10 protein-coding genes are annotated in these 14,410 nt (G+C 63.8%); 3 read left to right on the plus strand and 7 right to left on the minus strand.

Annotated elements, in window-relative coordinates; all coding sequences use genetic code 11:
- Positions 1–66: 66 nt before the first annotated feature.
- Positions 67–2,223, plus strand: a complete 2,157-nt coding sequence (locus tag ACP7B7_RS22505) for an FUSC family membrane protein (RefSeq protein ID WP_426078147.1) — start codon at positions 67–69, stop codon at positions 2,221–2,223.
- Positions 2,224–2,310: 87 nt separating this feature from the next.
- Positions 2,311–4,260 carry a phosphatase PAP2 family protein gene (locus ACP7B7_RS22510; protein ID WP_426078148.1) on the plus strand — a complete coding sequence of 650 codons (1,950 nt, stop codon included), beginning with the start codon at positions 2,311–2,313 and terminating at the stop codon, positions 4,258–4,260.
- A gap of 57 nt (positions 4,261–4,317) precedes the next feature.
- Here ACP7B7_RS22510 and ACP7B7_RS22515 read toward each other — a convergent pair whose 3' ends face one another.
- The 6 genes from ACP7B7_RS22515 to ACP7B7_RS22540 form a co-directional block, all read right to left on the minus strand.
- Positions 4,318–6,276, minus strand: a complete 1,959-nt coding sequence (locus ACP7B7_RS22515; protein ID WP_426078149.1) for a prolyl oligopeptidase family serine peptidase — start codon at positions 6,274–6,276, stop codon at positions 4,318–4,320.
- A gap of 70 nt (positions 6,277–6,346) precedes the next feature.
- The gene (locus tag ACP7B7_RS22520) at positions 6,347–7,819 is read right to left on the minus strand and encodes an amino acid permease (RefSeq protein WP_308924051.1); all 1,473 of its coding nucleotides are present in this window, start codon (positions 7,817–7,819) and stop codon (positions 6,347–6,349) included.
- Between the two features lie 236 nt (positions 7,820–8,055).
- Positions 8,056–9,489, minus strand: coding sequence for an amino acid permease (locus ACP7B7_RS22525; RefSeq protein ID WP_426078150.1), 1,434 nt, complete (start codon positions 9,487–9,489; stop codon positions 8,056–8,058).
- 61 nt (positions 9,490–9,550) lie between these two features.
- Positions 9,551–10,012 (minus strand): RidA family protein, encoded by a 462-nt coding sequence (locus ACP7B7_RS22530; RefSeq protein ID WP_308924049.1) that lies wholly within the window; start codon positions 10,010–10,012, stop codon positions 9,551–9,553.
- A 154-nt stretch (positions 10,013–10,166) separates the two neighbouring features.
- Positions 10,167–11,765: an ABC-F family ATP-binding cassette domain-containing protein gene (locus tag ACP7B7_RS22535; protein ID WP_426078151.1), complete on the minus strand. Its 1,599-nt coding sequence runs from the start codon at positions 11,763–11,765 to the stop codon at positions 10,167–10,169.
- Positions 11,766–11,917: 152 nt separating this feature from the next.
- Positions 11,918–13,030 carry an NADH:flavin oxidoreductase/NADH oxidase gene (locus ACP7B7_RS22540; RefSeq protein ID WP_426078152.1) on the minus strand — a complete coding sequence of 371 codons (1,113 nt, stop codon included), beginning with the start codon at positions 13,028–13,030 and terminating at the stop codon, positions 11,918–11,920.
- A gap of 160 nt (positions 13,031–13,190) precedes the next feature.
- Here ACP7B7_RS22540 and ACP7B7_RS22545 point away from each other — a divergent pair, with 160 nt between their 5' ends.
- Entirely contained in the window at positions 13,191–13,727 is a 537-nt protein-coding gene (locus ACP7B7_RS22545) for a glycine zipper 2TM domain-containing protein (protein WP_426078153.1), read from the plus strand.
- Positions 13,728–13,733: 6 nt separating this feature from the next.
- Here the strand turns inward: ACP7B7_RS22545 and ACP7B7_RS22550 are convergent, their stop codons facing one another.
- Positions 13,734–14,243, minus strand: coding sequence for a DUF1993 domain-containing protein (locus ACP7B7_RS22550; RefSeq protein ID WP_426078154.1), 510 nt, complete (start codon positions 14,241–14,243; stop codon positions 13,734–13,736).
- Positions 14,244–14,410: the final 167 nt, after the last annotated feature.

A 14,410-nucleotide genomic window follows, 5' to 3' on the forward strand; every position in this document is an offset into this window, starting at 1 on the left:
TCCTGGCGCTGCATCGGAGACCCCGGTGCAGCGCCTCTTTCTGTGCTCTACCCACAAGGTACAACCATGCACTACGCACTGAACCTGCGCACCTTTATCTACAGCCATTACTTTTACCTGGGCTTGCGCGTGGCCATCGGCCTGGTCGGCCTGACCCTGCTGACCTTGGAAATCAGCGACAGCAATACCGCCATGACGGTCTGCATCGGCGCGCTGTGCACCACCCTGATGGACATGCCCAGCCCGCTGCGCCACAAATTCAATGAAATGCTGGCCTCGGTGCTGCTGTGCAGTTTTGTGACCCTGCTGATCAGCCTGTGCGGCCCGGTGCAATGGCTGCTGATGACGGTGCTGGTGCTGGTCAGTTTCCTCGCCAGCATGATGGTGGTCTACGGCAAAAAGTCGATGCCCTTGCAACTGGCCGCGCTGTTTATCATGACCATGTCGATGGAACACCAGATGACCTGGCAGCAGTCGTTCCACCATGCGGGCCTGTTCATGCTCGGTGGCCTGGCCTACCTGAGCTACGCGATGGCGGTGGCCTGGGTCTTGCGCCACCGTATCAAGCAGCAGGTGCTGGCCGAAGCGCTGTTCGAACTGGCCGCATATATCGACATCAAGGCCGATTTTTACGATGCCCGTTTCAACCTGACGGAGCAATTCAACAAGCTGGTGCGCCATCAGAGCATCCTGGCCGACCGCCAGCAGGCCTCGCGCGACCTGATTCTGCGCAGCCACAAGAACAGCAAGGACGCCATCGTGGTGCAAGTCCATGTGTGCATGCTGGACCTGTACGAGCTGATCCTGTCCACCCACACCGATTACGCGCTGCTGCGCCAGCACCTGGCCGACTCCGACGTGCTGACCTCGCTGCACGACCTGGCCTACAAGGCGGCGCGCGATATCGAATCCGTCGCCTACGCCGTCACGCGCAAGCGCGCCTCGTATGCGCAAATCAATTACGACAAGGAATGGGCCGACATCGAGGCGGAAATTGCCCGCCTGCAGGCCAGGGGGGACAGCGCGCAGGAAGCGCTGGCCACCTTGCGCGCGCAGCGCAACAAGATCCGCGCCATCCTGAAAATGATAGCCGAACTGCACCTGGCCAGCCAGAAAGTGTATGCCGACGTGCCGTTCTGGAGCGGGGCCGACATGGCGCCCTTTTTGTCGCAGCAAAAGTACGAGCTGGCCACCCTGCTGTCCAACTTGCGCCTGGAGTCGCCGATCTTTCGCTTCGCGCTGCGCGTGGCGATGGCCATTTCGGTGGGCTTGCTGATCGGCCACTGGCTGCCATATGCGGCGCACAGCTACTGGATCGTCTTGACCATCGTCATTATCCTGCGGCCCACCTTCAGCATGACGCGCCAGCGCCGCGCCGACCGCATTATCGGCACCATTATCGGCTGCGTGGCCACCGCCATCGTGATCCGCTATGTGCACAGCAATATCGCGCTGATGGCAATTCTGTTCCTGTCCATCGTTGCCACGCCCACCTTCATCTACCTGCGCTATCGCTATACGGCCATTGCGGTGAGCCTGATGATTTTATTGCAAATGCACCTGGTAGCGCCCAGCAACCCCAACCTGGTCAGCGAACGCCTGATCGACACGCTGATCGGCGCGGCGGTGGCGACCGTGTTCAGCTTTGTGCTGGCCAACTGGGAATACCAGAGCCTGCCACGGCTGATCCGCCAGGTGCTGACCGTCAACCTGTCCTACATGCAGGCCAGCTTCGAGCTGCTGCAGGGCAAGTGCTTCGACGATTTCGCCTACCGCATCGAGCGCAAGCGCCTGATGGACAGCCTGGCCGCGCTCAGCTCGGCCTTGGTGCGCATGCTCGACGAGCCGGCCAGCAAGCAGCGCGCGGTGGAAGACATCAATCTGTTTATCGTGCAGAACTATCTACTGGTGGCCCATGTGGCGGCGCTGCGCTCGATCCTGGGCCGCCATGCCAGCCAGCTGCCGGTGGCGCCCGTGAATGCCCTGCTCACGCACAGCCATACGCAAGTGTGCAAGACCCTGTCGCGCGCGCTGGACCAGCTCGACAACAAGGCGTCCATCAGCGCGCCGCAGCCAGCGCTGCCTGCGCCCTCGGTGGACGATGTCAGCTGGTCGGGCTGGCCGCTGGTGCAGCGGCGCATCCGACTGTTGCAGGCCGATGCCGACAAGATCGTGGTGCATAGCGCGGCGATCGTGCATATCGTTGCACTAAGGAAATCATAGCCAAGGAAACCATGTCATGAAGACGTAACAAGCGGCCGTTATGCTGCGGAGGTTTTTTCCAGCCTCCCACTACGTCAAGGTTTCCACATGCACGCATTTCCCATGACCCGCCGCCTGCCACTGGCACTGGCCATCAGCGCCGCCCTCGCCCTCGCCGCCTGCGGCGGTTCCGACCATAATGAAGAGGCAGCACTGGTGATCCCGGCCGCACCGGCCGACCAGGGCGCGCCTGATACGGCGCCACCGTCCGCCACGGCGATCCCGTTTGTCGACAATGTGGCCAGCAACCAGCGCGGCGACGCCCGCTACGCCACCGCCGCCACCAACGCCGGCGTGCGCGTGCTGATCGGCATGCTCGATATCTGGAAACCCTTGACGGAAATCGTCGACGCCGGCGTGACCGCGCCGGCCGTGGGCGCCTTCCCGGCCGTGACGCAATCGGCCTGGACCGGCGTGCCGAATGACGGCACGCCGACCGGCACCATCGTCAACGCGGCCGTGCACAAGGCCAATATCGATTACGCCATCAAGGTCACGACGGGCCGCACGCCGGCCCAGGAACTGGCCGCCTACCTCGACGACCGCCGCGGCAAGGGCTACAGCATTACCGACGGCATGGGCCCGTTGACCGACGCCTGGCGCAGCGCCGCGCGCCAGACCACCAGCATCAACGAGATCGCGGCCGATGCCACCAGCAAAGTGTACAACGACAGCGGCAACAATACGGGCGTGGCCGGCAGCGACAACGCCGAGTTCGGCACAGTGGTCAGCCTGGTCAATGCGATGGGCAATAACGGCTCGACCGAGCCGGCCAAGCGCTTCTACAAATATGCGCGTCCTTACCGCTGGAGCAGCGAAGTTGTTCTGGTGCCGGCCCTGGTGCCGGCCAAGAGCAGCACGCCGGCCACCGATGGCGGCTTTACCAGCGGCCATACGGCCGAGGCCGTTCGTGGCGCGCTGGGCATGGCGTATGCCCTGCCGGAGCGTTACCAGGAGATGATGGCGCGCGCACTGGAACTGGGCGAAAACCGCATTATCGCCGGCATGCACTCGCCGCTGGACGTGGTCAGCGGCCGGATACAGGCGCAAGCCATCGTCGCGGCCAATCTGCTCGACGCCGAAACAGCCAAGATCAAGGCGGCCGCCGTCACCCAGGCGCACACGACCCTGATGGCGAAAACCAATACCACCGCCGACACCCTGTATGACTATGCCCACTCTGGCACCAACGACCGCTTTGCCGACTATGCCACCACCAAGGCCGCCTATATCCGCCGCATGACCTTCGGCTTTGCGCCGATCGGCTCGACCACGCTGCCTGCCGTGGTGCCGAAAGGCGCGGAAGTGCTGCTGGAAACACGCTTGCCGTATCTGTCCGAGGCGCAGCGCCGCGTGGTGCTGAAAACCACGGCCATGCCATCGGGCTACCCGGTGATGGACGATGCTGAAGGCTGGGGCCGCTTGAACCTGTTTGCCGCCGCCGATGGCTATGGCGTATTTACCGGCAACGTCGTGGTGGCGATGGATGCGGCCAAGGGTGGCTTCAACGCCGTCGACCGCTGGCGCAACGACATCAGCGGCGCAGGCAAGCTGAACAAGCAAGGCACGGGCACCCTGAAACTGGGCGGCAACAACAGCTGGAGCGGCGGCACGCAGGTCGAAGCCGGCCGCCTGGAAGCGCTGTCGGCCACGGCCTTCGGCAAGGGCGACGTGTATGTCAGCGGCGGCACCCTGGTCAGCAATGCTGCTGGCAGCCTGACGCTGGCCGCCAAATACACGCAGCTGGCGACCGGCAACCTGGAGTTGAAACTGGGCAGCGGCCAGGGCGGCCGTTTGACGGTGGCAGGCGCGATGACGGTGGCCGGCGGCAGCCTGAAGGTGACGTTCCAGAACGGCTACAAGCCGGCCGCGGGCGACACCCTGAACGTGATCGGCGCAGCCAGCCTGAAGGGCAAGTTCGACAGCATTACCGTCGACGGCTTCAAGGTTACGCCAACCTACACGGCAACGGGCTTGCAGCTGAAGCTGGACGTGTAAGTTCGTATCAGAAACTGAAAAGCCGCTCATCGAGCGGCTTTTTTCGTTTACTTCGGTTTATTTCAAATAACGTTCAAACCACGCCAGAGTACGCTGGCGCAGGTCGCGCTGGTGCTCGGGCTTGCGGAACGAATGTCCCTCGCCGTCATAGATGAACAGGGACGACGGCACGCCCATGGCGCGCAGGCCGTGCCAGAATTCCAGCGACTGGGCGGCCGGCGTTTCCACGTCGCGCTCGCCCACATAGATCAGGGTCGGCGTGACCGCCGCCTTGATGGTCGAGAGCGGCGACGCATTGCGGTAGACCTCGGGATCGTCATAGGCCGAGGCGCCGAAGAAGGGGATCATCCACTGGTTGATGCCGTTCTGGCCGTAATAGCTGATCCAGTTCGACACGCCGGCGCCAGCCACGGCCGCCTTGAAGCGCGTGGTGTGGGTCACACCCCACATGGTCATGAAGCCGCCATACGAGTGGCCCGTCAGGCCGAGCCGCTGGCCATCGACGGGCGCGATTTTTTCCACCGCGTCGATGCCGGCCAGGATGTCGCGCCAGTCGCCGCCGCCGAAGTCGCGCATATTGGCGCGCGTAAATGCCTGTCCCTGGCCAAAGCTGCCGCGCGGATTCGGCAAGAAGACAAAATAGCCCTTTTCCGTCATCTCGCGCACCTGCGCGCTGGCCAGCTCACCAGGCCCGACATAACGCGGCGAGGCGGCGGCGCCGGGGCCGCCATGGACGACGACGATCATCGGATGCTTCTTGTCCGCGTCAACCTTCAAGGGACCCAGCAACCAGCCTTGCACCTGATAGCCCTCATTGCTCCAGCCGACGTTCTGCACGCTCAGTTGCGGCGCCAGGGCATCGTTGTCGCGCGTGATTTTCTTCAAGCCGGTCAAGGGCCCCGCCACCAGGTGTGACGCCCGCGTAAAGTCCTCCTGCGCGGCGGCGGCATGTTGGCCATCGGCGCTGAACGACAGGCGGCCATCCGAACCACCGCTGCTGACTTCGCCGAGCAGTTGCGGCGCGGCCGGCCCCGTTTGCGGATCGAGTTTCACCAGCGCCAGTTGCGAGTCGATCAGGGCCGTGGCCAGCAGGCCATTGCCGCGCCAGACAACGCCATTGAAGGTGCCGCGATAGTCGGGTGTGAGGTTCTGCGGCGTGCCGCCGGCCAGCGGCACGGTATAGATGTCGCCGCCGATGGAACCGAAGTCGCTCATCAGGCCGCCGACAAACACCACGGTCTTGCCGTCCGGAGAGACCGATGGCAGGTTCAGCTGCATGGCCGGCGCGGCGATCTCGCGCAGCGCGCCGCTGGCCGCATCGACATGGCTCAGTTTGGCCACCCACCAGTTGCTGTCGCCATTGCCCTGCGCGCTGGTGGCGACAAAACCATGGCCGTCCGGGGTCCAGTTGTATTCGTACACATAGGTGTCGGCGGGCGAGACCAGGCGCAGTTCGCCGCCCGAGGCCGCCACCACGGCGATACGCTGGGCGTCATCCTCGCCGCCCACTTCGCCCACCTGGCGCGCACCCGCTTCCACCGCGCCGGCCAGCTTGCGCGCGCCGACCGTCGCCAGCAAGGCGAGCTGCCTGCCGTCGGGCGACCAGCGCGCCGTGCTGGCCACGCCCTTGATGCTCAGCAATTCTTTTGCCTCGCGCTTGCCTGGACCCAGAGTCGCCAGGAACAGGCTGGCCTTGCCGGCCTTGGCGTCGTAGGCGACAAAGGCCAGCTGTTTGCCGTCGGGCGACCAGCTGGGCTTGTCGTAGGAACACACGGCGCAGGGGTCGAACTGCCGCACCATGGCGCCGCTGCCGGCGTCGCGCACCACGATGGCCGCATGCGGCCGTTGGACCTGGCCCCCGGTGTCGCTGGACTCGATGGCCACGATGCGCTGGCCGTTGCCGGACAGGGCCACGGCGCGGTAGTCGCGCAGCGATGGCGTGGCACCCGCTTGTGCGCTGGCAGCGAGCAAGGCGCTGGCCAACAGGCCCAGGCTGGCGATTTCGGTTATTTTCATGATGTAATTCCCGGTTAGAAATGAAAAAAACCGCCGGCAAGCGCGGCGGTTTCGAGTGGTCATGCCAGGGTCAGCGTCCCTGCTTGCCCAGGTGCGAGTGGCGTATGCTGTACAGGAAATAGATGGCCACCGTGACCGCCATCCAGACGCTGAAGACAACAAAGGTGGTATGTGGCAAGTCGCGCATGATGTACAGGCAGGCAAACACGCTCAGGCCCGGGATCACATACGGGCCGAACGGCACGCTGAAGCCTTCGATGCGGTTGGCGCCCTGCTTGTGGCGCAGCACCGGCACCGCGATCGACACCACCATGAAGGCGGTCAGGGTGCCGATGCTGACCATATCCCACAAATAGGTGGCGTCGACGGAGCCGGCGACGAGCGCCACCACCAGGCAGACGATCAGGGTATTGCTGACCGGTACCAGGGTGCGCGGATGGATCTTCTGGAACGATTTCGGAATCAGGCCGTCGCGGCTGATGGCGAACAGGATGCGCGTCTGGCCGTAGATGGTGACTAGGGTCACGCTGAACACGGAAATGACGGCGCCGGCCGACAGCACCAGCGCCGGCCAGGCGTGGCCGGTGACGTTTTGCAGGATCACCGCCAGGCCCGCTTCCTGGCCTTCAAACAGTTTCGCCTGCTGCGCGCCAAGTGCGGCCACGGCCACCAGCAGATAAAACACGGTGACGATCAGCAGCGCGCCGAGGATGCCGCGCGGCACGTTGCGCGTGGGATTTTTCACTTCGTCGCCAGCCGTGGCTACCGTATCGAGGCCGATAAACGAGAAGAACACGGTGCCGGCCGCGGCCGTGACCCCCGTCATGCCGGCAAAGCCCTTGCTGTTGTCGGTATTAAAGAAAGGAAAAAAATTGTCGGCGTTAAAGCCGGAGAAGGCCACGACGATAAAGAACACCAGGATGGCCAGCTTGATCAGCACCATGACGGCGTTCATCAGGGCCGATTCCTTGGCGCCGCGCAACAGCATGAAGCAGCACATGCAGATCAGGAAAATAGGCGGCAGGTTGATATGGCCGGCATGAAACTCCATGCCGTTCGGCCCGGAGACGATCATCGGCGTGCGCAGCATTTCCGGGATATGCCAGCCAAACGCGTTTTCCAGGAAGTTGTTCAGGTAGGACGACCAGCCGATGGCCACCGCGCTGCCCGCCAGGCCATATTCGAGCAGCAGGCAGGCGGCCATGATAAAGGCCAGGAATTCGCCGACGGTGGCGTAGGCAAACGAATACGAGGAACCCGAGGCGGGAATGCGGAACGACAGCTCGGCATAGCACAGGGCCGTCAGGCCCGCCGTGACGGCGGCGATCAGGAAAGACAGGATGACGGACGGGCCGGCCTTGGGCACGGCTTCGACCATGGTAAAGAAGATGCCCGTGCCGATGGTGGCGCCGACGCCGATCATGGTCAGGGAAAACAGGCCGATGGAACGGCTCAAGCCGCTGCTGCTGAGGCCTTCACCAGTGCCGCTCGTGGTATCGATCGGTTTGGTGCGGCAAAGTTTCTGGACCAGGGTTTGGCTCACTAGCAATCCTTTTAGGAGGCGGGTCATGACGACTGAAAACGCATGAAAATGGTGCGTGGTCTTTACCTGGCAAAAAGCCGGAAACAGTACAGTCCATTTTCAAAACTAAGCGATTATAGGGCTTTCACCGGCCCAGCCGAACAGATCTTTGATGCAAGGAAACAACGGCGGCGGCAATAAAAAGCGCGCCGCTGCAATCGCAGGGGCGCGCCAGGATACCGGCCGGGGCCTAGAACTTATTTCTTGTTCGGCAGATGAATGTCCGCCGGCGGCCAGCCCGCCTCATAGCCTTGCGGCACTTCTTCGCCACGCTCTTTCGGCGCCAGGCCCAGCACGTAATACAGCACGGTCAGCAGGATCAGCCAGGCCGGGCCGATCATCAGCGCGATGCGGGTATCGGGGAAATACGCCATCAGGCCGATCACCAGCGCCAGGAAAGCCAGCGAGAGCCACGAGCCATAGGGTGCGAACGGCATGCGGAAGGCCAGGTTTTTGATCTCCAGCGGGCTCAAGGTCTGGCGGAAGCGCATCTGCGTGACCAGGATGATGCCCCAGGTCCAGATCGCGCCAAAGGTGGAGATCGAGGTGACCCAGATAAACACTTTTTCCGGCACCAGGTAGTTCAGCAGCACGCCGATCAGCAGCGCCAGCACCGACACCATGATGGCGCGGCGCGGCACGCCACTGGCCGTGGTCTCCGCAAACGCCTTCGGCGCCTGGCCCTGCAGCGCCAGGTTGTACAGCATGCGGCCGGTGCTGAAGATGCCGCCATTGCACGACGACAGCGCGGCCGTCAGCACCACGAAGTTGATGATGCCGGCGGCCGTCTTGATGCCCAGGCGCTCGAAGGTCATCACGAAGGGGCTGCCGGTGGTGCCGATTTCATTCCATGGGTAAATCGACAGGATCACGAACAGCGCGCCGACATAAAAGATCAGGATGCGCCAGAACACGGAATTGATGGCGTCGGGGATCGATTTTTTTGGATTCGCCGCTTCGCCGGCCGTCAGACCTATCATTTCCACGCCCAGGTAGGCAAACATCACCATCTGCAGCGACATCAGCACGCCTTGCGCGCCATTGGGAAAGAAGCCGCCATGCGTCCACAGGTTGGAAATGCCGATCGCCACGCCATCGTTGCCCAGGCCAAAGATGATCATGCCGGCGCCGCCGACGATCATCAGGATGATGGTAACGACCTTGATCAGGGCAAACCAGAATTCGAATTCGCCGTAGGCTTTCACGGCCAGCAAGTTGACGGCGCCCATGGAACCCAGGGCGGCCAGCGCCCAGATCCAGCGCGGCACGTCGGGAAACCAGATGCCCATGTAGATGGCGACGGCGGTAATTTCCGCCACGCAGGTGACCAGCCACAGGAACCAGTAATTCCAGCCCGTCAGGTAACCCTGCAAGGGTCCCAGGTAATCCTGCGCATAGCGGCTGAAGGAGCCGGCGACGGGATTGTGCACCGCCATTTCACCGAGCGCGCGCATGATCATGAAGATCACCGCGCCGCCGATGATATACGACAGCATGATGCCGGGACCGGCCATGCGGATCGCATTGCCCGAGCCCAGGAACAGGCCCACGCCGATCGCGGCGCCCAGCGCCATCAGGCGTATCTGTCGCTCACCCAGGCCACGGTGCAAACCTTGATCTTTCGATTTCATTACTTCGTCTCCGTCTTTTTATGATGCACCGGCCGCTTGCGTGCCGGTGCAGTTAATGCATTTACTCTGCCAGCTCTGCAATCAGTTCAATCTCGACGCACGCGCCGAGCGGAATCTGCGCCACGCCAAAGGCGGAGCGGGCGTGCTTGCCGCTATCGCCGAACACCTCGACGAACAGTTCCGAGGCGCCATTGGTGACCAGGTGCTGCTCGGTGAAGTCAGGCGTGGAATTGACCAGGCTCATCACCTTGACGATGCGCTTGACCTTGTTCAGGTCGCCACCGCAGGCGTCCTGCAGGGTGGCGATCAGTTCGATGGCGATGCCGCGCGCGGCCAGTTTTCCCTCTTCCGTGGTCGTATCCTTGCCCAGCTGGCCGACCCAGACCTTGCCGTCCTTCTTGGCCAGGTGGCCGGACAGGAACACGGTATTGCCGGTGCGCGCATGCATCACATAGGCGGCGGCCGGCGCGGCAACGGTCGGCAATTCGATATTGAGGGCTTTCAGTTTTTCGTAAAACGACATGCTATTTCTCCAATAAAACAAAGTGAACGATGACCAGAGCGGCGCACATGAAATATAACTGTGACAACAATTCCAGATTAAACCCCATCATAGGGGGGAATGCCCAGTTTAAGTTCACAAATAGGCGTGGTTATTCAGTGGATTATACCGACAATCACCTGTTTTCCGCCTTGGCGGCCAAGTGCAGGCCGGGCTCGTCGAGGCGCAATTGCTGCAGGAAGGCGTGATCGTGCGAGACCACCAGCAAGGCGCCCTGGTACTGCGCCAGCATCTGTTCCAAAGCTTGCAAGCTGGCCAGGTCCAGGTGATTGTCGGGCTCGTCGAGCAGCAGCAATTGCGGCGGCGCCTCGGCATACAGCTCGGCCGCCAGCGCCACCTTCATCCGTTCGCCGCCGCTGAGCAAACGGCTGGCCATGGTGGCGCGCGCGCCGGCAATGCCCAGCAGCGCCAGCCGCGTGCGCAGTTCGCCTTCCGCCATGGTGGGATGGCGCGCCTGCAAGCGCTGCACGGCGCTCAGCTCGCCGTCACGACTGCCCGCATGCTGGTCCAGCCAGGCCAGCCTGCCATGGCAGATCGCCTCGCCGCTGCTTGGGGCCAGCAGGCCGGCGATCACGCGCAGCAGGGTCGACTTGCCGCTGCCATTGTCGCCCGTGACGGCCAGCCGGCGCGGACCGGACAGCAGCAGTTCAAGCGGCTGCGCACTGCCGTGCGGCAGCACCAGCCCACGCAGTTCCAGCATCAGCTTGCCATTCGGCACACGGCTGTCGGGCGCCAGCAGCAGGCGCTCGGCATCGGGCGCACAGCGTTCGCTGGCCTCGCGCACCCGCTGCTGGCGCTCGGCCCGGGCCGCCTGCGCGCGCAGGCGCAGCTTGCCCTGGCTGTCCTGGCTGCCTTCTTTTCGGGCATCGAGCAGCAGCTTGCTTTGATTGGCGTGACGGCCGTCGCGTTCGCCGCGCGCCACATGGCGCTGCTGGCGTTCTGCCAGTTTGTGCGCCTCGCGCTGCCCGCGTTTTTCAGCGGCTCTTTCGGCCTGCAGGGCGCTGGCAAAACCTGCCTGCTCGGCCGCGCGTTGCTGCGCATAAAACGCGTAATTGCCACCGTAGCTGCGCAAGCCCCGGGACGACAGCTCGACGATCTCGTCCACATGCGCCAGCAGGCCGCGGTCGTGGCTGATCAGCAGCAAGCCGCGCGGCCAGCGCGCAATTTGCTGCACCAGCCTGGCGCGCTGGGTGGCATCGAGATGATTGCTCGGCTCATCAAGAATCAGCCAGTCGGCCTGCGACAGCCAGGCGCCGGCCAGCGCGATCCGCTGGCGCTCGCCACCGCTCAGGCTGGCCGTGGACGTATCGGGCCGCAACTGGCCCAAGCCGATCTCGTCCAGGGCTTGCCGCAGGCGCGTACCGGCATCCCAGCGCTCGCCCACCAGCGCGTAGTCCGCTTCATCGATGGCACCAAAGGCAATGCGATCGAGCGCGGCCAGCACGCCGTCGACGCCGGCCAGCGCGGCAACCGTGGGAAAGTGCCCGGGAGCCAGTTCCTGCGCCACATAATGGACCAGGCCGTCGCAGCGCACGGCGCCACTGCTGGGCGTGGCTTGTGCCGCCAGCAGCCGCGCCAGCACGCTCTTGCCCACGCCATTGGCGCCGACCAGGCCGACGCGGTGCGGCGTGAAGGAAAACTGCAAGTGGTGAAACAAGGGCGTGCCATCGGGCAGCACATGGGAAAGACGATCGAGTTGCAGTAATGCAGGCATGCGGATACTCCTTGTACAAGGCTGGCAAACCCGCGCGGGGGCGGGATGGGCTGGGCCGTGCACAAGCACGGCAGTATCAATGGCGCATGTCGAATGTCCTGGAGAATGAGGTAAAGAGCGGCCAGTGTAGCAGAGGATGCGGGATTGCTCCTCTAACGCTGGCCTTGCGTCGTGTCGCCAAACAGGTTTTTATACTCGCGCGGCTGCGAGCGCCAGTACTGCGGCGGGGCCTGCACCTGGGCGCCCAATTTGGCCGCCGCATGCCAGGGCCAGCGCGGATCGAACAGCATGGCGCGCGCCAGCGCCACCATGTCGGACTGGCCGCCGGCGACAATGTCCTCGGCCTGCTGCGCTTCGGTGATCAGGCCGACGCTGATGGTCGGCATGCCGGTTTCCGCCTTGATGCGTTCGGCAAAGCCCACTTGGTAGCCGGGGCTGAGGGGAATCTGCTGCTGCGGCGACACGCCACCGCTGGAGACGTGGATAAAGTCGGCACCGAGGCGCTTGAGTGCATGGGCAAACCGCACGCTTTGCTCGATCTCCCAGCCGCCCTCGACCCAGTCGGTGGCGGAGATGCGCATGCCGACCGCCACGCTGGCGGGTACAGCAGCGCGCACGGCCTCGTACACTTCCAGCGGAAAGCGCATGCGGTTTTCCAGTCTGCCGCCATACGCGTCCGTGCGCTGGTTGGCCAGCGGCGACAAGAATTGATGCAGCAGATAGCCATGCGCGCCATGCAGTTCGATGCCTTCGATACCGAGCGCATGGACCCGCTTGGCGGCGGCGACAAACGCGGCTTTTACTTGCAGCAAACCGGCCTCATCGAGCGCGATCGGCACCGTTTCACCGGGCGCATGGGCCAGCGCCGACGGCGCCACCGTCTGCCAGCCGCCTTCCGACAAGTGCACGCAGTTGCCGCCCTGCCACGGCGCGCGGCTCGACGCCTTGCGGCCCGCGTGGCCCAGCTGCACGATCAGCGGCATCGATGCATGGCGGCGTATCGCCTGCACCACCTTGCCCAGCGCTTGCTGGTTGGCATCCGACCACAGGCCCAGGTCCTCGGCCGAAATGCGCCCCTCCGGCGAGACGGCGGTCGCCTCCGTCATCAGCACGCCGGCGCCCGACAGCGCCAAGTGACCCAGGTGGATCATGTGCCAGTCGGTGGCGTTGCCGTTCTCGGCAGAATACTGGCACATGGGGGCGATGGCGATGCGGTTGACCAGGGACAGGGGGCCCAACTGGTAAGGCGTGAATAACTGGCTCATGGATGACTCCGGCTTGATGAAGCACAGATGGTACCGCGATCAGAAAAACGGTGGATTACACCTGCTTACGTTTGATACAGCGCAACGTCTATCCTGCCGCGAGGAGCACCGGTACTCTGGACACATCGTCAACCCAGACATTGTTTTTCAGGAGACCAGCATGAACAGCACCGCTACCAGCACCACCGCCCGCATCCACCCCTTGATGGCCGGCGCCGCCATTTCCGCCACGGTACTGTGCCTGGTCGGCGCGGCATCGATTGCCGGCATCTTGCCCAACTCGCGCGCCAATGTGCCAGCCCCGGCCATCCCTGCCGAACTGGCGGCCAGCAATCTGGCGGCGCCGGTGGCGGCACCGGTGGCCGCGCCCGTGCTGGCGCAAGCCGCGCCAGCGCCAGCGCCAGCACCGGCCCCGGTCGTGCACAAACGCGTGGTCCATCGCGTGGCGCAAGCGCGTCCGGCCAGCCGCGACGACGATTACGCCTACCGCGAACCGGTACGCCAGCAGCCAGTACAGGCACAGGCGCCCGCCCAGCCCAACTATGTGGGCATCGGCACCGGCGCCGTGATTGGCGGCCTGATCGGCAACCAGGTGGGCGGTGGCCGCGGCAAGGCGCTGGCGACGGTGGCCGGCGTGATCGGCGGCGGCTTCCTGGGCAATGCGGTGCAGAACCAGGTGCAGCAGCCGCAGCGCTAGGAAAAATCAGTCGTAGGGACCGAGATAGTCGAGCTTGCCGATGGTCACGCCGTTGTTGCGCAGGATGGCGTGCACCATCGAAACGTGAAAATAGAAGTTCGGCAGCGCAAAGCTGAGCAGATAATCGTCACCGGCAAACTTCGTACCCTCGTCGGTCCAGTTCAGCACCACTTCGCGCTGGGCGCTGCCCGCCATCTGGCCGGCATTCACGCCTTCGACATAGGCGATAGTGTCGGCGATGCGCTGCTGCAGCTGCTCGAACGACGTTTCATTGTCCTCGAATTTGGGCGCGGGAATCGCGCTCAGGCGCTGGACCGACAGCTTGGCCGTATCGCTGACGCGCTGCACCTGCGCCGTCAGGTCCAGCATGTCGGGCGCCAGCCGCGCACCCAGTAGAATTTCCGGCACGATGCCGCCCTGCTCGACATGGGCCTGCGCTTTTTCCAGCAGGTTTGAAACGACGCGCAAGCCGCGCGCGAAGACGGGGACGGTGGCCTGGTACATGGATACGGACATTCTTCACTCCTGAGTGTTGGCGATCAGCCAGTGTAGCCGAGGCCGGCCGAAGCCGTGCGTACGCTGCGCCACGATGCCAGGATAAAAAATGGTTCATCGCACTTTACCGGGGAACGCATCCTTGATTTTCAGAAAGAAGTAGGATGCGTCCCGAAATCCGTAAGCCA

The sequence above is a fragment of the Janthinobacterium sp. PSPC3-1 genome (genome assembly GCF_049896105.1).
Taxonomy (GTDB): Bacteria; Pseudomonadota; Gammaproteobacteria; order Burkholderiales; family Burkholderiaceae_D; genus Janthinobacterium.

Coding starts and splice junctions, on each gene's coding strand:
- ACP7B7_RS22505 (WP_426078147.1), top strand. CDS start 67: ATGCACTACGCACTGAACCTGCGCACCTTTATCTACAGCCATTACTTT.
- ACP7B7_RS22510 (WP_426078148.1), top strand. CDS start 2,311: ATGCACGCATTTCCCATGACCCGCCGCCTGCCACTGGCACTGGCCATC.
- ACP7B7_RS22515 (WP_426078149.1), bottom strand. CDS start 6,276: ATGAAAATAACCGAAATCGCCAGCCTGGGCCTGTTGGCCAGCGCCTTG.
- ACP7B7_RS22525 (WP_426078150.1), bottom strand. CDS start 9,489: ATGAAATCGAAAGATCAAGGTTTGCACCGTGGCCTGGGTGAGCGACAG.
- ACP7B7_RS22530 (WP_308924049.1), bottom strand. CDS start 10,012: ATGTCGTTTTACGAAAAACTGAAAGCCCTCAATATCGAATTGCCGACC.
- ACP7B7_RS22535 (WP_426078151.1), bottom strand. CDS start 11,765: ATGCCTGCATTACTGCAACTCGATCGTCTTTCCCATGTGCTGCCCGAT.
- ACP7B7_RS22540 (WP_426078152.1), bottom strand. CDS start 13,030: ATGAGCCAGTTATTCACGCCTTACCAGTTGGGCCCCCTGTCCCTGGTC.
- ACP7B7_RS22545 (WP_426078153.1), top strand. CDS start 13,191: ATGAACAGCACCGCTACCAGCACCACCGCCCGCATCCACCCCTTGATG.
- ACP7B7_RS22550 (WP_426078154.1), bottom strand. CDS start 14,243: ATGTCCGTATCCATGTACCAGGCCACCGTCCCCGTCTTCGCGCGCGGC.